This is a genomic window from Blastocatellia bacterium (genome assembly GCA_035275065.1).
Taxonomy (GTDB): Bacteria; Acidobacteriota; Blastocatellia; order UBA7656; family UBA7656; genus DATENM01.
Genome location: DATENM010000085.1, coordinates 1 through 24,516, shown reverse-complemented (window position 1 = coordinate 24,516; position 24,516 = coordinate 1). Strand labels below are relative to the sequence as shown.

The window sequence follows — 24,516 nt, the reverse complement described above, 5'->3', positions numbered from 1 at the left end:
CGTGTCCCCGCGTCCCCGCGTCGCCTTATTCCAGTTGGTAATTCGGCGCTTCTTTGGTGATGATGACGTCGTGGACGTGGCTCTCGCGCAGCCCTGCGGAGGTGACGCGCATGAAGCGTGCGCGCTCGTGCATCTCGGCAATCGTGCGACAGCCGCAGTAGCCCATCCCTGAGCGCAGGCCGCCGACCAGTTGATGGACCAGCGCCGAGAGCGGCCCTTTATGCGGCACGCGGCCTTCGATGCCTTCAGGCACGAGCTTGCTTTGCGCTTCGCTCGCCTGGCCGTAACGATCTTTGCTGCCTTCCTTCATCGCGCCGAGCGATCCCATGCCGCGATAGGTTTTGAACGAGCGACCCTGATAGAGAATGATCTCGCCGGGGCTCTCGTCCGTGCCGGCGAACAGCGAGCCGATCATCACGGAATCAGCGCCGGCGGCGACGGCTTTGGCGATGTCACCCGAATACTTGATGCCGCCGTCGGCGATGACCGGCACCCCCGACCCACGCGCCGCCCGCGCCGTCTCCAGGATGGCAGTGATCTGCGGCATGCCGGCGCCGCTGACGACGCGCGTCGTGCAGATGCTGCCGGGACCCATGCCGGTCTTGATGGCGTCAGCGCCGGCAAGGATCAAATCTTTCGCGGCGTCGGCAGTGGCGATGTTGCCGGCGACGACATCCAGCTCGGGGAAGCGGCTCTTGACCTTTTTGATGGCGGCGATGACGCCTTCCGTGTGACCGTGCGCCGTGTCGATGACCAGCGCATCCACGCGGGCGCGCACCAGCTCTTCGGCGCGCTCCAGGTAATCGCCGGTCGCGCCGATGGCCGCGGCGACGCGCAAGCGTCCGAGGTCGTCTTTGGCGGCCAGCGGGTACTTGATGGCTTTCTGAATGTCTTTGACGGTGATCAAGCCTTTGAGCCGGTAGTTGTCGTCGACGACCAGCAGCTTCTCGACCCGGTAGCGTTGCAGGATGGCTTTCGCCTCGTTGAGCGTCGTGCCGACCGGAACGGTGATGAGATTGTCCTTCGTCATCACCTCGCTGATCGACAGGTCGAGCCGCGTCTCAAATCTCAGGTCGCGGTTGGTCAGGATGCCGACGAGATGGCCGTTGGCCTCGACAATCGGCACGCCGGAGATACGGTAGCGATCCATGACATCCATAGCATCGCTGATGCGGCGGTCGGGCGTCATCGTCACCGGGTCAACAATCATGCCCGATTCGCTGCGTTTCACCTTGTCGACTTCGTCGCGCTGCTCTTCGACGGATAGGTTCTTGTGAACGACGCCGATGCCGCCTTGCTGGGCGATAGCAATGGCCAGGTGCGATTCGGTCACCGTGTCCATCGCCGATGATGAGACGGGGATGTTAACCGGAATGTTGCGCGAAAAGCGCGTCGTCGTGTCGGCTTCGGTCGGCAGGACGTCGCTGCGCGCCGGGATGAGGGTTACGTCGTCAAAAGTCAGGCCCTCTTGGATTTCACCAGCAAGCATAATGAACACCTCGAATGTGGGCGCGCCACCGGGCGCCGGGTTAATGCTCTGCTCTCACCTGTCGGGGTCGGTGAAGCACAAGATGTCGTTGCTGGATTTGTAGTCCCCAGCTATGGAATGTAGCAAAGCGGCTCGCACGATGGCAAGCGCGGCGCTCGTTCGCCGCACACAAAGGCCGGGGCGCGCCGCTAGCGCGTCAGTTTTTCTCAACTTACTTTGGGGAAGCGGCCTGTGGTAAATCAGTTGGGGAAGATTTCAGTCAGTCGGGTCAGCGCAATGCCGGATCAGGCCACCGGTGGAAGAGCGCCCTTCAGTTGGTTGCGCCACTCTTTGAAGTCTCCGCGAAATTCCGCGAATTCCGAGCGCGTCTTATAGGCAACGCTCTCCAGGCGGTCGAAGCGAATGTCAAACTCATCGAACCGCGCATGCACTTTGCCCATTTCCTCGTCGAGCCGTGTGTAAAGTTTGCCCACTTCTTCGTTGAGCTTGCCCATTTCTTCGTCGAGGTGTGTGTGAACTTTGCCTAGTTCTTCATCGAGTCGTGTATGAAGCTTTCCAACTTCTTCGGTGAGATGTGTGTGAAGCTTGCCCGCTTCTTCGTCGAGTCGTGTGTGAAGCTTGCTCACTTCTTCGTTGAGCTGTGCCTTGAACTCCGTCATATCCTTCTTGGTTTCAGTTGATTGATCGTCGAGCTTTTCCGCCAGCGCGTTGATGCGCTCAAGCACGGTTTCAAGCGTCGGCTTGGTGTCTAGATTATCTGCGCTCATTGTTCACCTCCACGTCACAGGTCTGACCAATGCCAGCTCGCAGTGGTAAAGCCATTCTAGGCTCTTGTCAGGCGGAACTCAACGCGATTCTAAGAGCCGGTGGTTGCTTGACGCCGCCCATTCCAGCTTGTTAGCGTTGGAGTTTCGATTGAGCGCATAGCAGCCGTCATGCGCGCTACAACTGTTCAGCAAAGGAGTCCCGCGAATGCGATGGTCTAAACTGTTTGTCCCGACTCTGCGCGAAGACCCGGCGGACGCCGAGGTCACCAGCCACCGCTTGCTGGTGCGCGCCGGCTTCATCCGCCAGCTCACCGCCGGTGTCTACAGCCTGCTGCCGCTCGGGCAGCGCGCCCGTCTGAAGGTCATGAAGATCATCCGCGAAGAGATGGCCCGTATCGGCGGGCAGGAATTTTTATTGCCCGCCTTACACCCGGCTGAGATATGGAAAGAGTCGGGCCGCTGGCAGGTCATGGGCGACAATATGTTCCGCCTGCGCGACCGCAAGAATACTGAGATGTGCCTCGGCATGACGCATGAAGAGATTTTCACGGCCATCGCCCGCCACGCCATCAGCTCGTACCGCCAGTTGCCGCAGGTCTGGTATCAGATTCAGACTAAGTTCCGTGATGAAGCACGCCCCAAGTCCGGCCTGCTGCGCGTCCGCGAGTTCACCATGAAAGATGCCTACTCGTTCGACGTTGACCGCGCCGGATTAGACAAAGCCTTTCAGGACCAGCACGACGCCTACTCCCGCATTTTCACGCGCTGCGGCTTGAAATTCACGCCGGTCGAAGCCAGCTCCGGAGCGATGGGCGGCAGTCAGTCCACCGAGTTTATGGTGCGCACGGAGGCCGGCGAAGACCGCATCGCCGTCTGTGAGCAATGCGGCTATGCGGCCAACGTCGAGAAAGCCATCGCGCGGCTAGAGGCGATTGACGACGGCGACGGATTGGCGCAGCCCGAAGAGTTTCCGACGCCCGGCGTGCGCACGATTGATGACCTGACGACATTTCCCGGCGGCGCCGCAGCCGATCACCAGATTAAGACGCTGGTCTACGTGCTGGACGACCGGCTGGCGCTCGTCTTGATGCGCGGCGACCACGAGCTGAACGAGACCAAGTTGCAAGACGCGACCGGCGCGCTCGACATCAGACCGGCGCACCCCGAAGAGATTCGTGACGCGCTCGGCGCTTCCGCCGGCAGTCTCGGCGCGGTGGGGGTGACGCGCGCCTCGCACTCGCGCGTGACGTTGATCATTGCCGACGACGCTTTGCGCGGGCGGCGCGGCATGACGACTGGCGCGAATAAGGATGACCATCACCTGCGTGGCGTCGCCATTGATCGCGACATCCAGGTGGACAAGTGGGCTTCGCTGCGCACGGTGCAGAGCGGCGAAGGCTGCCCGAACTGCGAAGGCACGCTCGACGTTTTCAAGGCGGTCGAGATCGGCCACATCTTCAAGCTCGGCACCAAGTACAGCGCGAGCATGGGCGCCAACGTGCTGACGGCGGAGGGCACGGAAGTGCCGATTGTCATGGGCAGCTACGGCATCGGCGTCGAGCGCGTGCTGGTGGCGGCGGTCGAGCTGTTCAACGACGAGGCGGGCATCATCTGGCCGGCGGCCATCGCGCCCTTTTCAGTCGTCATCACTCCGGTGAACGTCCGCGACGCGGCGCTGCTTGAGGCCGCCGAAAAGCTTTACAGTGACCTTGAAGCCGCCGGCGTTGACGTCTTGCTCGACGACCGCGACGAACGCGCCGGCGTCAAATTCAACGACGCCGACCTGATCGGCATCCCCTATCGCGTGACGGTCGGCAAGAAGATCAAGGACGGCAAGGTCGAGGTGCTGACGCGCGCCACGCGCCAATCGGAAGATGTCGCCATCGAAACACTCGTCGAAACCTTAGGCGCACGGCTTAAGGCAAATGGCTAACGCGCAGCGAATCTTTGTCTGCTTTATTTCATGAAAAAAGGCGAGCCTGAAGCTCGCCTTTTTGTTTACAGGGATGAGTGTGAGCCGCGTGGCGACACGAAAGTATGGCCAGCGCGCATCAGTCTTTGCCGAAGATTTTTTTGAAGACTTTAAAGAAGCCGCCGCCCTTCTTCTTATCTTTGTCTTCCTCTCTCTTCTTGTCTGAATCCTTAGTCGCGTTCGAGTGTTTCGGGTCGCGCTTGGGATCGGGTGCGGCGACCGGTTTCGGCGCGCTTTCCGGCTCGCGGGTTTCGCTCGCAGTCTTCGGCGTTGGCGCGGGCTCGGTCTTCTTAGGCGCGGGCGGCGGCTCGGCGGCTACAGGTGCAGGCGTAGCGGTTTCTTCGCCCGTCTGCGCGGCGGCCTTGGGGTTGAGCGGCGAGGCCGCGTCGTTTTCGGCGGTCGGCTTGGCCTTGTCTTTTTTCTTGGCGTTCGGGTCGGGCGGCGTTTCGGCGATGACGATTTCGGGCTGATCGCTCGGCGTAGCGGCGCTCACCGAGTTGCCGGAATCCGCGGGCTTGCCGGTCGAAGGCGTTGCCGGCGCGGATGAGCTGGTGGTGCTAGGCAGCGCGCGCGAGCGCGGAATCATAAAAACCGATACGGCGGACAGAACTAACGCTCCGACCAGCAGGCCGACGCCAAGCAATGACCATGTGCGGTGATGCGCCGGCGCGCCGGTGGCTTCGGCCTGTCGCGCCAGCCGCGTGCCGTCGAGGTCGCAAAACCTCATCTCGTCGGCGAAGGTTTCATTACAGACTGGGCATACTTTCATACAGCTCTCCAGGGTTCATCGAAGCAATGCGCTGGGATGGAATAATTATTCTACCATCCACCCGCACACACTTCAATCAACCCGCCGGAGCCGCTGCGGGACGCGGGAAGAGTGACGCGGGAAGAGTGACGCGGTGACGGGGAGACGCGGCGACGCGGGGAAAGGAAGACAGGCGGTTAGCCGCTGTGTCTTTCCCTCGCCGCATCGCCGCGTCCCCGCGTCGGCTTTCCCTCGCCGCGTCGCAATTAGGCGTCGTACATCGCGGCGATCAGACAGCCGCGCGCCGTGGCCGTCAGCGGGTCGCCGGCCATGCGAATCTCGCTGATCTCCAGCGGGAAGCCGTCGCGCTCGATGGCCTGGCGGAACTTGTCGAGGAAGCCTTTCGGTCGCGCCGTGCCGCCGCTCAGGACGATTGGGATGGCCTTGTCAATGCGCGGCATATTCTTGGTCTCGGCCAGCGCGCCGCGCAGCCCTTCGACCAGCGACAGGATGACGTCGTCGTAGTAGACGTGCAGCGCGTTCTCGTACTTGCTGCGCGGGGCGCTCGACAGATCGAGGCTCTCTTCTTTGATAGTGCGGATGCGCGTGGCGACTTCGCCGGTCACCTGGCCAACGCTGCGATCAATGTAATCGCCGGCCTTGGCGAGGCTGAAGGTCATCACCGGGATCGACATGAAGGCGAGCGCGACATTGCACATGCCGCCGCCACAACTGATGCCGATGCCGCTGAAGTTCTCTTTCTCCAGCTCCGAAAAGACCACCGCCAGCCCCTCGTTGACGCCTTTGGCGTTATAGCCCATCTGGTTGAGCATGTCGCGCAGCATGGCTTCGTGATAGACGAGGTCGGGCGAGCCGCCGCCGCGCAGCGCGCCCGGCACGCTAAAGCGCAGGGTCTCGCCGTGCCTGGTCTTCTTCACCAATTGCTGGATGATGGCCTGCATCACCGACAGCGAATACTCTTCGGTCGGGTTGAGCGTGCCGTCCATCATCGGGCGGCGGACTTCGGTGTTGAAGACGTTGGCGAAGCGCGCCGCTTCGTTGCCGAAAATTTGCAGCGTCGAGCCACCATTGAGCTGATAGCTCACCTTGTTCTGCTTGAGAATGTTTTCGGTAAACTTGGAATACGGCACGGTGATGAAGGCGTTCAACTCGGCTTTGGATTTGATCTGGGTGGCCGAGCCGCTGGCCATCACCAGCCGGCTGGTGCCGACATCGAGTCCCAGAGCCGAGCCCTCATTGGTGTTCGGGTTATTGGTTTCATTTGACATGGCAATCATTCCTCCAGAATTTGATTCAAACGCATCGAGCGTGAGGGGCTGCTCTGTGTTCAGACTGGCAACGGCTTTGCGCGTCGCTTTCAAGCGCACGGCACGGCCTGCGGGAATAGGTCGAGGGGGCGCACCGTCCGCCTGCGGCGGCACGAAACCGGCGCGTTTGGGCTTTGACTGCAAGCGGCCAAGCCCGCGAATAGCGATCTGACTCTCATCACCCAGCTCGCGCTTGATGATCGCCAGCACGGCTTCGACGCCGCGCGCCGCTTTCTGTTGCGAAAGCCCGCTGCGCCGCGCCGATTCTCGAATGAGCTGGGTCTTGTTCATAACTCACAGTGACAAGTGACAAGTGACGAGTGACAAGAAGAATCCGCATCCCGGTGCCTGCCAGGAAGCCGCAGCGACAACGTCTTGTTACTTGTCACTCGTCACTTGTCACTTTCTCCAAAGCGCGCTGCCTGGCGTACAGGCGCTCGTAGACTTCCTGTAGCGCCGCGCGCTTCTCTTCGACATTCACGCCGCTCTGCCGCGCCGTATCGCGCAAGCTGGCGTCGGCTTTGTCGAGGCCGGGCCAGCGCCGCCCGCCGGCGGCGGCCAGGTAAGCCGAATCATAGTTGAAGCCGAGCCGCGAAATCGCCGCGATCTCGGTCTCGTTCTTGTCCGTCAATCCAATGGCCGAAAACGGGAAGCCCGCTACCCAGTCTGTGTGATAGCCCATCAGCTTATTCGACGGGTTGACGCTGACCAGGCCGTGGGTCACGCAGTTGGCGTCACTGATCTGATACTTCGAGCGCAACACGGCGGTCAACTGGCGCGCCGCGTAAATCTGCGCCTCGTTGATGCCGTCGGCGCCGACCGCTTTGCCGCGCCGCGACTGGCCTTCAAAGCAGACGCCGAGGAAGCTGGCGTTCAAGTTCACGTAGATGTCGCGCCCGTCGCTCCAGACCGAGTTGCCGGCGTGGTTGGCCGTCTCTTCGTCGCGCACGACGCGGTAGACGCGCCCGAAACGGTCAATCACATAATTGTAGAGCCGGTGCGCCCGCGCATATTCGAGCAGCGCCTTCGAGTGCGTTTGCAGCGACTGGTTATACTGATTGTCAAAGGGCAACTGATCGCCTTCGGAAACGTGATAGACGATGCCGAGCGGCTGGCTCTGCCGTTGGCCGTCGTCCGCGCCGCGCGCCACCTGATCAGACGGGAAGCGGTAAAAGTCGCGCCGTTCGCCCGCCGTCTGATATTCAGTGAGCACGCGCGCGCCATTGCTGTAAAACTCGTAGCCGCCGCCTTGCTCGGCAAGCCAGACCTTATCGAGCGTCAGCCCCGCCTCAGAGCCGATGTGCGCTACGGCTTCGCTGGCATTGGCGTTCGAGTTGGCGACGTCGGCTTGCTCGGTCCCCGCGCCTTTCGCTTCGGTCGAGGCGAGAAAATGACTGGCGACATTCATCATCGCGTATCCCAATCCCGCGCCGGCCCCGAGCGCCACAATCACACAGGCGGCGTAAACGCCATAGCGCAGGCGGTAGAGCAGCGCCGTGAGCCGCAAGGCCAGCGGCGCGGCTTCGTTGACCGGCATGACTTTCGACAGTTCAACGATCAACAAGGCGCGATAGGGAAGCGTGCCGACAATCGGCACGCGATTGGTGAAGCCCGCGGGCGGCTCGATCTTCATCGCGCTCTGCAAAAACCTCAGCCGCAGAATCGGCGACTTGATGTAACGCGAATAGCGATCAACCAGTTTCGCGTGTCTGAGGTTTTGTGGATTTATGTCCTGCATCTTCGCAATCCACACTTCCGGCGTTTATCTCTCGCCTTCGCTCAGGGCTTGTCGTAAGCGGTCACTGGCAAGTCTTTGATCTGCACGCCGGCAGCAGCGGCGCGACTGCGGGCTTCCGTGGCAAAGCGCTGCGCTTCTTCCTGAGTCGCGAAGCCGCCGATGCGCACGCGATACCAGACGCCGCGACTGCCGAGGTCGGCGCGCACTACATAAGCCGGCAGGCCCGCGCTCTTCAAACGGGCGACCATGCTGGTGGCTTCGCCTTCGTCCTTCGAGGCCATCACTTGCAGTGTGTGCTTCAACTGGCTGTCTATGGCCTGGCCGGCAGGCGCGGGGGACGTTTCCGGTTGAGCGCCGGCCGAAGCTGAACTGGTCGCAGGCGGCGTCTGAGCGGGCGGCGTCTGAGCGGGCGGCGCGGGCAGCGGCGCGACCGGCACGGTCAACGGTTCTTGTACGCCGGCCCGAGGCGCGTTGCCGCGCGGCTTGATAAACAGGAAGTAAGCGGCGGCGGCAACCGCTAAGACCAGTAAAGCGACGAGCGGCCATTTCAGCCGCGAGATCAGCGATGGCCGTTCATCCCTGGCCAGCATGGGCCATTCGCGGTGCGAGTATTCGTCCGCCGGCAAAGGATCATCCCACGGGTCCGCGGGCGCTACGGTCTCGGCCGCGGCAGAGGCGTCGCCAATCGGCCCGGCCGTAGTGATCTGTTCAGTGTGCGCCTCGACCAGCGCGGCGTGGCTTTCGATGGCTGGCGCGGGCGGCTCGGCGGGCTGCCCGACCGCAGGCTCGGCGTCAGGTAAATCCAATTCAAAAATGTCATCAGCAGGTGCGGGCGGCGGGCCGAGCGGCGCGGTCATCCGCTCACCTACGAAATGATCCGCCTTGACGACAGAATCGCCCTCTTCGTACTGCTCGGGCGCGATAAAAACTTCGGTCGCAAACGGCGCGGCATCCGGCACAGGAGTCGTATGGCTGGCCTCGGCCGTTTCGCCGGCCACGAGCGGGGTGTCGAAGTCGCCGCCGAAATCCTCATCGAAGGGCTCGCTCAACGGCGCAATCACTTCGCCCTGAGCGGTGGCGGGCGCAAACACCACATCATCAAAATCCGCTTCGGCCACCGCCGGCGCGACCGCGATGGCTTGCCGGGCCGTAGCGTTTGGCAGGGCCACGGCGTAATCGGTTTGAACGCCGCCGGCGCGCGACATAATCGGCGCGAGCATCGCGCGGCAATCGCGGCACAGCCGCGTCGGCGCGCCATCGCCGTTGGCGGAACGGCGGCAGAGCGGACAGATTGGGCTTAAGGTTTCACCTTGCATAAACGGACCTGCCGGTTGAGCAACCTCTATCGCCAGTCGGCAATGGCTTCGGGCGCTGATGGCCGGACGCAAAGCGGCGCAGACCACTTCTGTATGCTGACTGATGAGTTGGGGCTATTTCAAAGTGGGGCGAAAGTTTAGGCGATAGCGATTATCACACAGCGGTAGGGGCAACACAAGAGTTTATTTTTTTGCGCCAAAACGTCCCGCAGATGGGGGATGAATTCGCGCCACGAGTCTCAGGCGCGCAGCTCTCCTTTGACCTTCAGCGCGTCGATATAGGCTTCGATCTCTTCGCGGTCTTCCTCGTCGAGGTGGAGGAACTCGACGCCGAGGCCGACGCCTTTGCGGGCATAGCAGACGCGCGACACGGCAATGACCCGGTGGCGGTTGGGCAGCTCGAAGCGCACGACCATGCGGGTGCCAGTGCGGATCGCCTCTTCGGTGGTGATAAACATGCCGCCGAGGCTGATGTTGGCCATGTTGCGGCGCACGCGCGATGGCCCGCTGCTGCTGTTGGTCAGCTCGTATTCGACTTGCGCAGTGATGGGGGCGCGCTCAAATCGCCGACGCTCCAGTTGCGCGGAACTCTTCATAATCCTCCTTTGCTGCCCCGGTTGTGCGCTGTCGTCTTTCATCATTCGGGCTTTGGTTGAGATTTGTCAGCCGCTCGACGCGGCCCCTGCACGCGCGATCCGGGAGACCCGCGACCGACAGGACGAACAATAGCACAACCCTTTGGGAAGGCAAAAGGCAAAGGGCAAAAGGCAAAAGGCAAAAGTGGCGGAGCCGGATCAACAGATAGGAAAGGGCGAGTAGTGAAAGCGCTTGATCCTATCGATTGAATCCCCTGCCGACCTTTTGCCTTTTGCCCTTTGCCTTTTGCCTTTTGCTTTCCCCAATGGTCGGCACGTCTTTTGGCCGCCGACCTGCGTCTTAATCAGGTGGCGAATTGTTGACTGCGATGGGCGGTTGTGTGAGAATCGGACGGCGGCACCAGACTCTCCAAGTCAAAGCCCTCGTGTTGAGATTGCGGCCTGGGACGATCATCCGTTGTTAAACATACTTCGGGCCGGCGTGACTTTGTTGGCGTGATGCGAATTACGCTGTGTGAACTATCGCTTCGGAGCGCATTATGAGCGGCAGACGAATCGGCAATTACCTGATCACCGAATATATTGGCGGCGGCGGCTTCGGCTCGGTCTTCAAGGCCGAAGACACGACGCAGCCCGGGCGCATCGTCGCCATCAAAGAGCTGCACAAGAAGCACACCCGCAACAGCGTTATCAAACAGCGCTTCTTTCAAGAAGCGGTCGCGATGGCGCGGCTCGATCACCCGAACCTGCCGCGGCTCTACACCTTCGGCGAAGACAACGGCTGCTATTACCTGGTAATGGAATTTATCTCCGGGCGCGTGCTGTCCGATGAACTGCACCAGAACGGCCCGATGCCGGCAGAGCCCGCCACAGCGATTCTCGCGCAGGTGCTCGAAGCCGTCAGCTATGCCCACCGCAACGGCATCATCCACCGCGACCTCAAGCCCGATAACATCATCCTGATTGACGAGGGCGGTATGCTGCGCGTCAAGGTGCTCGACTTCGGCATCGCCCGATTGGTCGGCGGCGAAAACCTGACGCTCGCGGGCGAAGGCTTCGGCACGCCGGCTTATATGTCGCCCGAACGGATGTGGGGCAATACCAGCGACGACCCGCGCATAGACATCTACGCCATCGGCATCATCCTTTTCGAGATGCTGACCGGCAGCCCGCCCTTTCAATCCGTCGCCACCGATCCGGTCGTCTACTGGTCAGAGATGCGCGCCCTGCATGAAAGCACGGCGCTGCCGGCGCTCGCGGTCCCCGGCATCCCCGCAGAGCTTGAGCACATCATCGCTCGCGCCACCGCCAAGCGCGCCGAAGACCGTTACGCCTCTGTGGATGAGATGCTCGACGAGCTGAAGCGCGGCAATAGCAAAAGCCTCAACGCGCAGATGGCCGCAACGATGCTGGCGCCGAGCGCCACGGCGCGGCTGATGCTAACAACCGTGCCGGGCGGCGCTGACGTTTACGTGGACGAGGCGCGGCAGGGCACGTCGGACGCCATTCGCGGGCGGATTGTCATCGAGCAGCTCGCGCCCGGTCTGCGCTCCGTCAGGGTATCAAAGGCGGGTTATTCGGATTACAAAATCAGCGTCGCCCTCGAAGCCGGCCAGCAGACCGATTTACAGGTCGCGCTGGCAGCGCGGGCGACGGCGATGATGCCGCCGGCTGAAGTCACCGCCGCTGCCAGCTTCGGCACGGACAAGTTTGCCAGCGCCGACACCAGCAAAACCGCGATGCTGGTGCTGGAGAGCTTGCCGGCGGGCAGCACCGTCTTTCTCGGCTCCGAAGTCATCGCCGCTGCCGGCCAAGACGGACGCGCGACGCTACAGTTGCCGCCCGGCGCGCACGCCGTCCGCGTCACCGACCCGAACGGCGCTAGCGCCATCACCGTCATCCATGTCAACGAAGCAGACACAGGCTCGTTGAGGACCGTTGCCATGCCTGTCGAGTCACCGGCACGGCCTACGGCGCGGCCCGCCTTGCCGACCAATAATGTGATGGCATCGGCTTCAACGCCGCTCGCGTCAGTGCAAGCGCCGGCTGCGGCCTCGCTCGTCGCCGGCGCGACTTCGGCGGCTGGGCCGGCGCGCGCGGCTGCGCCCGTCGCCGTTCGCCCCGAACCCTCGCCACAAGGCCGGCGCATCGCTTATGCGGCAGCGGCGGTGCTGCTGATTGTGCTGGCAGTGGGTGCTTTTATGGTCTTTCGCCGCCCGTCGCCCGGCCAGGCGCCGCCCGATACGCCACCCGCGCCACAGGGAGCCATCCCGCCGCCCGCCGCGCCCGATGCGGCGACGCCGCCGGCTAGCCCGGATGCGGCAAAGGGAACAGATGCCGAGCGCGCGGCGCTCGAAAAGAAACGCGCCGAAGCCGAGCGCAAGCAGAAAGAAGAACAGCAGAAACCGGCAAAGGATGAATCCGCGCCGCCCGCGGCGGCACCGGCGACGCCCACGCCTCCGCAGCAGACCGAGGCTGAACCGCCCGCCACACAGGGAATGACTTGCATAGGCGTCTGGGTCACCGGGCCGGCTGGCGAGATGGCGCCCGCAGATTTGCGCGTCGTGGTCATCGAAGAGCCGGATACGGCGGCGGCAGCCATGTACAACGGGCGCACGAACGAGAAAGGGCGCTTGCGCAAATGCGGTCTGACGGCAGGCCACCGCGTGCGCGTCGCCGTCTTCGGGCTGCGCGGCGCAATGCTCGGCACCAAGATGCAAACGCTAAACGCCGGCCTCAACATCATGCAGATTCAAATCGACCGCGTGCCCGCGGCTACATCGCAAAGCGATGCCGGCAACGCCATGCCGTTCCCGCGAAAGCGCCCGCGCTGGCAGCGGCCCTGAGCGATTTTTTGTAAAGATTGAAAAGCTGACAGCGGTTCTGTTAAGCTATGATTTTGCACCAGGCGCGCAATTCGCGTCATGGTGGCCATCATTGATGCCGCGAGGCGTCGAGCAACGTAAAAGAAAGGAGTCGAGGCTAATGTCTGTAAGAAGAGGAGCAGCACGCGGAGTGCGCTTGACCTGCCCGAAATGCGCCGCGGGGTTCACGGTGGTCGCTTACCTGTCGCAAGGGATTGACGCCGCGGAATACTGGAAGGCGCGGGCCGCCGAACACGATTGCGCGGCGCACGAGAAGGCGCTCGATGCCATGCGCAGGTCTGACGGCACCAAGAACCCTTTGAAGGCTTCGAAGGCAGCCGCGCGCGGCAAGAAGTAAGCTCAAGCTATTTCAATCACCCTATTCAACGACAAAGGCCGGATGCAGGTGCATCCGGCCTTTTGCTTTAGCTGAGTATATGGCTAATCGCCGGCTTCGGCGCGGCCTTTTAGCTGGACGAGCGGCGCTGCCGGCTCAACCTGCCAGGCTTCACTGAAGATCGGATCGCTGCCATAATCCGCGGCGGCGGCGGGGCCGTCGCTGTGGCGGCCCGCGTGATACGAGCTACGCACCAGCGGCCCCGACTCGACGTAACGAAAGCCCATCGCGAGCGCCTGGTCGCGCAAGCCGGCGAACTCTTCAGGCGAGTAATACTTTTCAATCGGAATATACTTCGGCGTCGGCGCCAGATACTGGCCGACCGTGAGAATATCGCAGCCGGTCGCCGCCAGATCGCGAAACACTTCAAGCAGCTCGTCCACCGTTTCGCCCAGCCCGACCATCACCCCCGACTTCGTCAGCATTGGCCATTCGCTTTTGTGCGCGTGGGCGCGGCGCAGCAGTTCCAACGACTGCTCATAGCGCGCATCGGGGCGCACACGCTTGTAGAGCCGCGGCACGGTTTCCGTGTTGTGATTGAGCACGTTGGGCCGCGCCGCCAGCACCGTGTTCAACGCCGCCGGGTTGCCGCAGAAATCGGGAATCAAGACTTCGACGCGGGTGCCGGGGTTGAGCCGGCGAATCCACTGAATCGTCCGCGCGAAATGGAGCGCGCCGCCATCGGGCAATTCGTCGCGGTTGACGCTGGTGACGACGGCGTGGCGCACCCCCAGACGCTTGACGGCTTCGCCGACGTGGCGCGGTTCTTCGGGATCAACCGGGCGCGGCTTGCCTTTGGCGACCGCGCAGAAACCGCAATGGCGCGTGCAGATGTCGCCCAAAATCATGAAGGTCGCGGTGCCTTCGCCCCAGCATTCGTAGATGTTCGGGCAGCGCGCTTCCTGACAGACCGTGTGCAGGCTCAAGTCGCTAATCAACTGATGCACGCGGTCAAAGGACGCGTCGGCGCGCAGTCGCACTTTTAACCATTCAGGTCGCGGCCCAGTCAGTTTCGGTTTCGCCATGCTTTGCCCCTGCTCAATCGCATCAAGCTATATTCTGACCGATCCAGAGGCTAGAGTCTAGGCGGTCATTCGTATCTGAGCGCCACGAGCGGGTCCACGCGCGTCGCTCGGTGCGCCGGCACGAAACTGGCTCCTAGAGCCACTCCGATCAGCAGCAGGGCGATCACGACGAAGGTTAGCGGGTCGGTGGTGCTGATGTCGTAGAGGAAGCCGGCCAGCAGCCGCGTCGCAAACCATGCGCCGATGATGCCCGCGCCGACGCCGATGCCGACAAGCGCCATGCCGTCTTTCAAGATCAGCTGCAACACGTCACGCCGTGTCGCGCCCAGCGCCATGCGCACGCCAATCTCGCGCGTTCGCCGCGCCACCGAATAGCCCATCACCCCGTAGAGTCCGACCGAAGCCAGCAACAGCGCCAGCGCCCCGAAGACGACCAGCAGGATCGCGCCGACGCGCGCGCCGAAAAGCGCGCTGCCGAGTTGCTCGCGCATCGTGCGGATGTCGTAAACCGGCAGGTTCTTTTCAAGACCTTGAATCTGTCCGCGCACGGCGGCGACGAGTTGCGTTGGCTCGATACTCGTACGCACGTGCAGCGTCATGCCGGTCTCATGGTTCTGCAACACCGGCAGGTAGATCATTGAGCGCGGGCTTTCACCAATCGTGCGGTATTTGCCATCGCGGGCGAGGCCGATGATTTCGAGGTATGGTCCCTGCTGGCCGCGCAGGGTGATGCGCTTGCCGAGGGGACTTTCGTCGTTCCAGAAGCGCCGCGCAAAGGTCTCGTTGACGATGACGACACCGGGCGAGCCTTCGCGGTCGTTGGCGCTGAAATCGCGCCCGCCAAGCAAAGGGATGCCCATCGTCTCGAAGTAGCGCAAGCCGACGACGTTGGCGCCAGTCGTCTGCGGGCGGTCTTCGGGCGGCGGCTCCTGGCCTTCGATCAAGAACGTGTTCGTGCGCCCGCCGCCGCTGAGCGGCACGACGCGCGCCAGCGATGCCGACTGTACGCCGGGCAAAGATTCGACCTTTTCGATGACCTCATCATAGAAGGTGCGGCCCTGAGCGCGCGTGTACTTCAGCAGTTGAATGTTGAGCGGCACGACGAGCATATTGTCGGGGTTGAAGCCCGGGTGAATGGCTTCGGCATGTTTCAGACTGCGCAGGAAAAGCCCCGCCGCAATCAGCAACACTAGCGAGATGGCCACCTGCGCGATGACAAAGAGGTTGCGCAGGTTGAAGCGCCGTGCGCCGGCCCCGAGCGACGCCGCCTCGTCTTTGAGCGCCGGCACGAGGTCGGGATTGGATGCCTGAATGGCCGGCGCCAGTCCGAAGATCAATCCGGTCACCAGCGATAACAACAAGGTGAATCCGAGCACGCGCCCGTCAAGACGCAAGTCCAGGTGCAGCGGAAAGACGTTGGCCGGCGGGTTCAGGGTTTTCATCACATCCGTCAGCCATAGCGCCAGCAACAGCCCAACGCCGCCACCCAGCAGGCTGATGGTGACGCTTTCGGTCAGCAGTTGGCGGATCAAGCGAAAGCGGCTGGCGCCGAGCGCCAGGCGGATGCTGATCTCTTTGCGGCGGGCCGTGGCGCGCGCCAGCAGCAGGTTGGCGACGTTGAAGCAGGCGATCAACAGCACCAACCCGACAATCGCCATTAGCAAGGCGGCGATGGGCATGGCTTCGCCGCGCAATCCGGGGTCGCCTTTGCTTACAGGGAAGAGGGTCACGATCCAGCCGCGATTGGTGGCAGGATAGGCTTGCTCAAGCTGGCCGGCAATGGTCGTCATGGCGCTTTGCGCTTGCTCCTGCGTAACCCCTGGCTTCAAGCGCCCGACCATGTTGAGCCAGCGCGGGCCGCGCTTGCCGAGCAGGTCGGCGTCCTGCTCGCCGGAAAAACCGCCGCGTGGCGGGCGCACGAGCGACTGCATCATCATCGGCACAAACAGGTCAACCGTCTCGCCGACTTCGGTGCCGCTGAACTTGGTCGGCGTGATGCCGATCACCGTGAAGGCGCGACCGTTCAGCGTCAGCGTGCGCCCGATGATCTGCGGGTCGCCGCCGAAGCGCCGCTGCCACAGCCCGTGGCCGATGATGACGACCGGATGGGTCAATGGCGTTTGATCTTCTTCGGCGGAAAAGGCGCGGCCTTCGGCAGGGCGCAGGCCGAGCACGTCGAAGTAGTTGCCCGAAACAATCAGCCCGTCAACCTGCTCGGCTTGCTCATCTGTAGTCATGCTTACAGTGACCGGAGAGTAACAGGCCAGTCCGCTAAAGACGTCGTTGCGGTCGCGGAAGTCCACGTAATCAGGATAAGAAGCGGTGATGTAGGGCTGGTCGCTGCGGCCCGAAAAGGCGAACATCAACTGCTGAGGGTCGGTCACTGGCAGCGGGCGCAGCAAGGCGGCGTTGACGACCGAAAAGATGGCCGTGTTCGCACCGATGCCGAGCGCCAGTGAAAGAATCGCCACGGCGGCAAAGCCGGGACTCTTGAGCAGTGTACGCAGGGTGAAGCGCAAGTCTTGCAGCCAGGTATCCATGAATATGCCTCCGAGACGAATTTGCTGATGAGTATGAAACTGCCGTGCCAGTCAAGGCAAGTGGCCTAGAGCCCGCGCAGAAGCGGTTAAGCTTGCATCATTGAAATTGTGGGAAGCGCGGAGTGCGCGAATTTGGGATCACCGTTTCCCAGACTCAGAAACGATCTAAAACGAAAGAAGCCCGCAGCTGCGGGCTTCTTTCAGGCTACCTGATGTGGACGATCCGGCTGAAACGTCAGTCGCCGCTGCCGGCGCGGGCTTTAAAGTCTTCTTTATCGGTTTGCAGATGACTCGCAGCGGCGCGGCGCGGCGCGGCAGACTGTACGCGCCGGCGGAAGGGGTGCCTGAAGGCGTAGAGGCGCGCCGCGAATCGCCGCCACGCCGCGGTCGCGCCGATGTCATCAAAGAGCGAATAGGCGACCGGCGTGACGATCAAGGTCAGCAGCAACGATAAGGTCTGCCCGCCGATGACGACGACGGCGATGGCGCGGCGCTCGTCCGAGCCCGGCCCCGTCCCCAGCGCCAGCGGCATCATGCCGGCGACCAGCGCCAGCGTCGTCATCAGGATCGGCCGCAAACGGTCGCGGTTCGCCTGCATGATAGCCGGCAGTCGCTCCTGTCCGGCACGCCGCAGATTGTTCATATGATCGATCTGCAAGATGGCGTTCTTCTTGACGACGCCGAACAGCACCAGGACGCCGAGCGCCGAATAAAGATTTAACGTGTTGCCCGTCGCCCACAACGACACCAGCGCGAAGGGGATCGATAACGGCAGGCTGAGCAAGATCGTCAGCGGGTGGACGACGCTTTCGAACTGCGACGCCAGGATCATGTACATGAAGATGATCGATAGCAAGAACGCCCAGATGAATTCGTTGAAGGTGCGCTCAAGCTCGCGCCCGCGCCCCGACACGCTGGTCGTGTAAGCCGCGGGCAGGTTCATGCTCGCGACTTCTTTGCGTAGCGCGTTGATGCGGTCGGACAGCGCGAAGCCGGGCGCCACCGCGCCGCGCAAAGAGACCTGGCGCTGGCGATCCAATCGGTCAATGCGCGAGGCGGTGTTGGCCGGCGTCAGCTTCACGAGGTTGTCGAGCCGCGCCAGGCCGCCGCTACGCCGCCCGACATAGAGCCGCGATATGGCGCCGGGGTCGTTGCGCGTGCCTTCGGTCAAGCGCAGCTGCACGTCGTAATCGTCGTTGACGCCCGGATCGTGAAACCGCGAGACGCGCTGATCGCCGCCGACCATCAAGCGCATGGCCGAGGCAATGTCATCCGTCGAAACGCCGAGGTCGGCAGCGCGCACTCGATCAATCTCGACGCGCAGCTCCGGCTTGTCGAGCTTCAGAGTGGTGTCGGCATCAACGACGCCCAGCTCCGGCGCTTTCTGGCGCAGAATCTCGGCGTACTTCGAGAGCATCTCCAGGTCGGGGCCGCGCAGGTTGAAGTCAATGTCGAAGTTGCCGCCGCCGATGTTGAACGACGGCGCGTTGCGCACGCTGCATCGCAGGTCTTTGTACTTGCGCAGCCGCGAGCGTATCTCCTGCATCACGTCGCGTTGCGAGTAGTTGGTCTGGAAGGCTTCGAGCGGGCGGCCATGAGTCAGGCCGTGCCACAGGCGGCTGATCGAAAAGCTGCGCTCTTCAATCGGCACGATGCGCACGTAAGCGCCGCCCTGGTTGACGCCGCCGATGAAGCCGCCGCCGGCGGTCGCCAGCACCAGCTCAACGCCGGGCGTCGAGCGCAGCTCGCTTTCGACCGAGAGCATCGCGCTCTTCATCGCCTCAAGGCTCGTGCCTTCGCGCGCCGTGACGTTAACGTCGAACTCCGATTCGTCCACATCACTCGGCAGGTAATCCTGATGAACGACGCCGTAGAGCGGCACCGAAGAGAAGACCACGAGCAGCGCCAGCACGGCGACGGCGATGCGGTGGCGCATGGCGAAGCCGAGCACGACCATGTAGAAGCGGTCAATAAAGCCATAGAATCCGCCGCGCGATTTCGCCTGTTCGTCATGGCCATGTCCCGCGGCGTCTTCGGTCTTCAGCAACCGCGCGCTCATCATCGGCGTCAGGGTGAACGAAACCACCAGGCTGACGAGAATCGCCGCCGCCGCCGTGATCCCGAATTGATAAAGGAAGCGGCCCGAAATGCTCGACATGAACGACACCGGCACGAAGATGACCACCAGACTGAAGGTCGTCGCCATGACGGCCAGGCCGATCTCCGCGGTCGCGGCGCGCGCCGCTTCAAAGGGCCGCATCTTCTTCTCTTCGACGTGGCGGAAGATGTTTTCCAGAACCACGATGGCGTCATCGATAACGATGCCGACCATCAGCACCAGCGCCAGCATCGTGACGCTGTTCAGGGTGAAGTTCAATGCCCGCATCACGCCGAACGAAGCGATTACGGATGTCGGGATGGCGATGCCGGCAATCAGCGTCGTGCGCCAGCTGCGCATGAAAAACATCACCACCAGGCAGGCGAAGATGCTGCCGAGGACGAGGTGCAGGTTGATCTCGTGCAGCGCCGCGTAAATGTAACGCGACTGGTCGCGGATGACTTCGAGCTTAACGTCCGTGGGCAGTTGCGGGGCGATGCGCGCGAGCGCCGCCTTGATGCCTTCGATGACTTCAATCGTGTTCGCGCCCGACTGCCGGCGGATTTCCAGCGTCACCGTCGGCACGCCGTTCAAGCGCGCCAGCGAGCGCTGCTCCTTGGTGCCGTCTTCGGCCCAGCCGATGTCGCGCACGCGCACCGGCGCGCCGTTGATGTTGGTGATGACCAGGTCGCTGAAGCTCTTGGGGTCAACGACGCGGCCCATGGTGCGTAAAGATTGCTCGCGCGACCCGGCGGTGACATTGCCGCCCGGCGCGTCGGCGTTCTGCGCGACGATGGCCGTGCGCACGGTGGTGATGGGGATTTGATAAGCCGCCAGGCGGTCGGGATCAACCCAGACGTTGATGGCGCGGCCCAGGCCGCCGACGATGGCGACTTCGCCGACGCCCGTCGAGCGTTCGAGCTGAATCTTGACGACTTTGTCGGCCAGCTCCGTCAGCTCGCGCAAGGGGCGATCCGCCGACAGCGCCACCGTCATAACCGGCGACGAATCATTGTTGAATTTGCCGACAACAGGGGGATCAACATCGCGCGGCAGATCGCGGGTGACTCCGGCAACGCGGTCGCGCACGTCCTGCGCCGCCACGTCAATGTCACGGTTCAGGCTGAAGGTCGCCATAATGAACGACGTGCCCTGGCCCGAAACCGAGCGCAATTCCTGAATGCCTTCGACCGTGTTGACGACCTCTTCGATCTTCTGCGACACCTCGCTTTCGACCTCTTCAGGCGAAGCGCCGGGCAAGGTCGTGCGCACGCTGACGGTCGGCAGGTCTACCGAGGGGAAGCGGTCAACGCCGAGGCGAAAGTAACTGGCCGCGCCGATGACAACCATCGCCAGGATGATCATCGCCGCAAAGACCGGACGCTTGATACAAATTTCCGCGAGCTTCTGCATAATAATTCAGTGACAGGTGACAGGTGACAAGAACAAGCGGGAAGTCCCGCTTGTTCTTGTCACCTGTCACTCTGCTGCAATCGTGACGGGCTGGCCCGACTGAAGGTTGCCGGGTTCAACAATGACGGTGTCGCCGGTCTTGACGCCGGAGAGCACTTCGATCCAATCGCCGGCGCGGCGGCCCATCGTGATCGGCTTCTCCAGCGCCTTGCCGTCTTGAATGGTGATGACTTTATCAATGCCGGCAAAGCTGACCACCGCGCTGGCGGGCACAGCCGGGCTCAGACTCTTGGCGTCGGCGACGATGTCGGCGCGCGCAAACGAGCCGGGGCGCAAGCGCCCGTTGTTGCGGACTTCGGCTTCGACGATCAGAATGCGGTTCTGTTCGGTGATGCTCGGGCTCAGACGCGCAATGATGCCGGTGTAGACGTTGGTGTCGCCTTCGACGGTGACGCGCACCTGCTGCCCCTGCTTGACGTTGTGCGCCTCGCGCTCGGGAACTTCGGCGCGCAGTCGCAGCGGATCCATGCGCACCAGATTGATGATGGCTGTGCCGGCGGCCAGGTATTCGCCGACGCTCGTGCGCTTCTCCTGCACGACGCCGTCGAAGGGCGCGCTGATCGTCGAATCGGTAAGCTGCTGGCGAGCGATCTCAAGCTCCGAGCGCCGCTGCACCACCAGCGCCTGGCGGTTGCGAATCTCTTCGACGCCGTCCTGGTAACGGCTCAAGGCCACCTTGTAATCGGCTTCGGCGGCATCGAGCTGCGCCTGAGCAATGACGCCCTTGGCTAACAGCGATTTGGCGCGTTCGAGCTTGAGCCGGGCGTCGTCGAGCAGCGCCCGCGCCTGTCGCACGGTGGCGGTGTTCTCAGGGTCAACCTTTTCATCCTTGCCGTCCGGCGAGAGCCCGACGCGGGCGCGCACCTGCGCCAGCGCCGCCTCGGCTTGCTGCAAGCGCAGTTGATAATCCTGCTGCTCAAGCTGGGCGATCACCTGCCCCTTGCGCACGACGCTGCCGAGGTCAACGGTGATGGTCTGCACGCGCCCCGGCACTTTGGCGCTGACCGTGGCTTGATCCTGAGCGACGAGCGTGCCCGAAACCGTGACGGCGCGCTCCATCGGAACTTCGCTGACTTGCGCCGTCTTGACGACGCGCGATTCTGCCGTGCCCGGCGCGTTCTTTGCCGACACCGGATAGCCGCTCTTGCAGGCAGCGTTAAGCAATGCGACGGCGGCCAGCGCCAGCATCATTGCAACGGTTGTGAGGGTTTGCCTTTTCACCTGGGCTGATTGAAGAAACAACATTGCTGATTACTCGAAGCGCTCCTTTAATGGCGATCTGTTTAAGCAGTCAAGTGAACATGATAGCGGTTGACGGAATCGCGCAGCAAATCAGTTTACGGGGCGCCGCTATCTGGTTTAAGGCGATCATTAACCCTGTACGACGCGCCGGGCCAGCGCGTTACGCGGAATCGAGACGAGGCGATGTAGAGACGACGCGGCGAAGGGGCGACGCGGCGCGCGAGCGGGTTGAACGTTCTGCCGGCTACTGTCTCCGGTCGTCGCCGCGGTCGCGTGGCGACGTGTCGCCGCGTTCCCGCGTCGCCGTGTCGTCGCCTCGATCTTCGAGCTTGGGCGGGGTGAATTTCTGCAAGCGTTTCCAGAGCAGGGTGACACTGCCATCTTCGCCGGCGCTCAGGATGCGGAAGACGATCAACTCGTCGGCGCCGCCGTATTCATACGGGTGCGGGACATAGATCGAGCCGATGCCGCGAATCATGCGCAGACGGCCTTCCTTTTTATAGATCGTCGTGCGCAGCGCGTAGGTCTGATGCACCATCGCCGGCAGGGTTGAATTATAGGCGCGGTCGGCGTTGACGAAGCCTTTAAGGTTGCGGCGGCTCTGGTCGCGCGCCGCCCCGCGCTCGGTCGGCGGCGTCCACTGCGCCAGGTAAGCGATGCCGGGCGTCGCCGCCGTCAACGATTCGAGCGGCACGTCTCCGAGCATCGTCAGCACGGCGAGCGACTGCGGCTGGAAGCCGACGACGAGCCGCCCCTCCCGCAAGCTGATCTCTGACCACGGGCCAAAGGGGTGCTTCTTTTCGATGAACGAATAGAACGCGCCGCCACCTTTGATCGGCAGAATCAGGTCGGGATGAGCGGCAGCGACCGTGACGTTGAACTCGTATTTGCCGCGCGGCAGCAGGCGGATCAACCCTGTATGGTCCTGGCGCAGAAAGTCGCGGTGCGCGGCCTTCTCTTCAGCCGTCGCGGCGAGCAGTCTTTTCTGATCTTCAGTCAGTTTCCGTCTGTAGAACTGGGCGTCGGGCGCGACCGCTGGCGGGTCAGATTTGCGCGTCCCTTCGCTCCGCTTCTCTTCATCGAGCTTGCGAATATTATCGAGCCGCCAGTTCTCCGCATCAACGCGGTTGCGAATCAGGATGGGCTCAGGGGTTGGCGGCGGCTGCGCGGCGACCCGGGCCGCGGACGGGATAAGCAGCACAAGCCAGGATAAAGCCATCAAACAGAGCCGGCGTTTCATGTCGGATATCCTCGTTTGCTTATTCAATTCCTGAAACCGTGATCGTGGGCGCATTATAGCGCGCCAGCTACACCGGCGGGCAAGTCTTTTCGCGCCGGGCAGAGGTGGCGCGGCTTGCCATCGGGGATTCCGTTTTGCGCGAAACTCTGTATAATGTCGCTGCTGAAGGATGGCCCTTTGGTCCTTCTACTCAAGCTTTTCCTTCAGGGACATTCAGAAAGACCGTCTCAGGTGCGGAAGAAAGAGGCATGCCCATGAACACGCGCGTTCTGCTGTCGCTACTGCAATCCCATCGTGTTTTCGCCACCCTCGTCGGGCTTTTGCTGATTGGCGGGCTGGCGTTCGCGCCCGGAGGCTCGCGCGCCGCCGGCCAGGACGGCATCTATACGACCGCTCAGGCCGAGCGCGGGCGGGCGCTCTACGAGAAGAAATGCGCCTCGTGTCACGGCGCGCAGCTCGAAGGCGCGTCAGCGTCGGCGCTCTCAGGCAGCCGCTTCATGGGCAAATGGGGACAGGGCGACCACAACGTGGATGAGTTGTACTTCATCACGCGGACGCAGATGCCCTATGGGGCAGGCAACACGCTTGAGCCGCAACAGTACATAGACATCATCGCTCACATTCTCAAAGCCAATGGCTACACGGCGGGGGCGCGCGAGCTGCCGGCGAATTCCGAATCACTCGCCCGCCTCAAGCTCACGGGGCGGCCCGCGGGCAAAGAACCGATGGCACGTCCCACCCCGGAGACCAGGGCGCAGTCGGGCGAGAGCGCCGCCCCGCTATCTCCGTCCACCGCTTTCCCGACTCAGCAGGAGTTGAACGCGGCGCCGGCAAATACCAAAGACTGGCTCGTCTCGAACCACGATTACACGGGTCAGCGCTACGTCGACCTCAAAGAGATCACGCCGCAGAACGTCGCGCGGCTGCGGCCCGCGGCGATCTATCAGACCGGCGACACGCGGGCCTTTCATAACAACCCGCTCGTCTATCGCGGTGTGATGTACATTACAACAACGCGCTCAACCATTGCCATTAACGCCGCCAACGGCAAGCTGCTCTGGCGCTATGACCGCAACCCCAAATCCGTCGAAGTCTTCCCGCCGAATCGCGGCGCGGCCATCAAAGAGGGGCGGGTCGTCCGCGCCACAACCGACGGCTACCTCTTCGCCCTGGACATGGAAACCGGCAAGCTGCTCTGGGAGAAGAAAGTTGTCGCCGCGGAGAAGAACGAAGGCTCGTTCAACGGCGCGCCGCTGATCTTCGAAGACCTCGTGGTGGTCGGCCTCGGCATCAGCGAGCAGGGCGTCAAAGGCTGGATCGGTGCTTTCAAACTGGAGAGCGGCGAGCCGGTCTGGCGCTTCAACACTGTGCCTGACGAGGGCGAGCCGGGCGCGGAGACCTGGGGCAAGCCCGACGCCCGGCTGCACGGCGGCGGCGCGGTCTGGGCGCCTGTGTCACTCGACCATGAAAAAGGTCTGCTGTATGTTCCCGTGGCCAACCCGGCGCCGGATTTCTACGACACCGTTCGACCGGGCGCCAACCTCTACACCAGCTCGATGGTCGTGCTCGACGTGCGCACCGGAAAACGGCAGTGGCATTATCAGCTGGTGCCGCACGACACGCATGACTGGGACGCCACGCAAGCCAGCCCGCTCTTTACGACGAAGGTCAATGGCAAGACGC

General features: G+C 62.8%; 16 protein-coding genes. 4 read left to right on the top strand and 12 right to left on the bottom strand.

Going from position 1 to position 24,516, the window contains the following annotated elements:
- Positions 1-25 precede the first annotated feature (25 nt).
- Positions 26-1,489 carry an IMP dehydrogenase gene (gene guaB, locus VJ464_19630; protein ID HKQ07346.1) on the bottom strand — a complete coding sequence of 488 codons (1,464 nt, stop codon included), beginning with the start codon at positions 1,487-1,489 and terminating at the stop codon, positions 26-28.
- 284 nt (positions 1,490-1,773) lie between these two features.
- Positions 1,774-2,256, bottom strand: coding sequence for a hypothetical protein (locus VJ464_19625; GenBank protein ID HKQ07345.1), 483 nt, complete (start codon positions 2,254-2,256; stop codon positions 1,774-1,776).
- A gap of 205 nt (positions 2,257-2,461) precedes the next feature.
- On the opposite strand from VJ464_19625, the gene VJ464_19620 reads away from it, so the two are divergent.
- Positions 2,462-4,189 carry a proline--tRNA ligase gene (locus tag VJ464_19620; GenBank protein ID HKQ07344.1) on the top strand — a complete coding sequence of 576 codons (1,728 nt, stop codon included), beginning with the start codon at positions 2,462-2,464 and terminating at the stop codon, positions 4,187-4,189.
- Between the two features lie 118 nt (positions 4,190-4,307).
- On the opposite strand, the gene VJ464_19615 is transcribed toward VJ464_19620, so the two are convergent.
- From VJ464_19615 to VJ464_19595, 5 genes are all read right to left on the bottom strand, one after another.
- Positions 4,308-4,997, bottom strand: coding sequence for a hypothetical protein (locus tag VJ464_19615; protein HKQ07343.1), 690 nt, complete (start codon positions 4,995-4,997; stop codon positions 4,308-4,310).
- A gap of 245 nt (positions 4,998-5,242) precedes the next feature.
- A complete protein-coding gene (locus VJ464_19610; GenBank protein HKQ07342.1) occupies positions 5,243-6,595 on the bottom strand; it encodes an HU family DNA-binding protein in 1,353 nt (450 codons plus the stop codon).
- 94 nt (positions 6,596-6,689) lie between these two features.
- The gene (locus VJ464_19605) at positions 6,690-8,042 is read right to left on the bottom strand and encodes an N-acetylmuramoyl-L-alanine amidase (GenBank protein HKQ07341.1); all 1,353 of its coding nucleotides are present in this window, start codon (positions 8,040-8,042) and stop codon (positions 6,690-6,692) included.
- A 41-nt stretch (positions 8,043-8,083) separates the two neighbouring features.
- Positions 8,084-9,358, bottom strand: a complete 1,275-nt coding sequence (locus VJ464_19600) for an SPOR domain-containing protein (GenBank protein HKQ07340.1) — start codon at positions 9,356-9,358, stop codon at positions 8,084-8,086.
- 239 nt (positions 9,359-9,597) lie between these two features.
- Positions 9,598-9,954: a PilZ domain-containing protein gene (locus VJ464_19595; GenBank protein HKQ07339.1), complete on the bottom strand. Its 357-nt coding sequence runs from the start codon at positions 9,952-9,954 to the stop codon at positions 9,598-9,600.
- Positions 9,955-10,493: 539 nt separating this feature from the next.
- Here VJ464_19595 and VJ464_19590 point away from each other — a divergent pair.
- Together VJ464_19590 and VJ464_19585 are read left to right on the top strand one after the other, a co-directional pair.
- Positions 10,494-12,800 carry a protein kinase gene (locus tag VJ464_19590; protein ID HKQ07338.1) on the top strand — a complete coding sequence of 769 codons (2,307 nt, stop codon included), beginning with the start codon at positions 10,494-10,496 and terminating at the stop codon, positions 12,798-12,800.
- A 139-nt stretch (positions 12,801-12,939) separates the two neighbouring features.
- The gene (locus tag VJ464_19585; protein ID HKQ07337.1) at positions 12,940-13,176 is read left to right on the top strand and encodes a hypothetical protein; all 237 of its coding nucleotides are present in this window, start codon (positions 12,940-12,942) and stop codon (positions 13,174-13,176) included.
- Between the two features lie 83 nt (positions 13,177-13,259).
- Here the strand turns inward: VJ464_19585 and lipA are convergent, their stop codons facing one another.
- The 5 genes from lipA to VJ464_19560 form a co-directional block, all read right to left on the bottom strand.
- Positions 13,260-14,240: a lipoyl synthase gene (lipA, locus tag VJ464_19580; GenBank protein HKQ07336.1), complete on the bottom strand. Its 981-nt coding sequence runs from the start codon at positions 14,238-14,240 to the stop codon at positions 13,260-13,262.
- Between the two features lie 65 nt (positions 14,241-14,305).
- Positions 14,306-16,780, bottom strand: a complete 2,475-nt coding sequence (locus tag VJ464_19575) for an ABC transporter permease (protein HKQ07335.1) — start codon at positions 16,778-16,780, stop codon at positions 14,306-14,308.
- 235 nt (positions 16,781-17,015) lie between these two features.
- Entirely contained in the window at positions 17,016-20,291 is a 3,276-nt protein-coding gene (locus tag VJ464_19570) for an efflux RND transporter permease subunit (protein HKQ07334.1), read from the bottom strand.
- Positions 20,292-20,357: 66 nt separating this feature from the next.
- Entirely contained in the window at positions 20,358-21,572 is a 1,215-nt protein-coding gene (locus VJ464_19565; GenBank protein HKQ07333.1) for an efflux RND transporter periplasmic adaptor subunit, read from the bottom strand.
- A gap of 265 nt (positions 21,573-21,837) precedes the next feature.
- On the bottom strand, positions 21,838-22,833 hold the full coding sequence (locus tag VJ464_19560; GenBank protein ID HKQ07332.1) for a hypothetical protein: 996 nt from the start codon (positions 22,831-22,833) through the stop codon (positions 21,838-21,840).
- A gap of 254 nt (positions 22,834-23,087) precedes the next feature.
- On the opposite strand from VJ464_19560, the gene VJ464_19555 reads away from it, so the two are divergent.
- Positions 23,088-24,516, top strand: a 1,429-nt coding sequence (locus VJ464_19555) for a PQQ-binding-like beta-propeller repeat protein (protein ID HKQ07331.1), incomplete at its 3' end; no start/stop codon positions are given.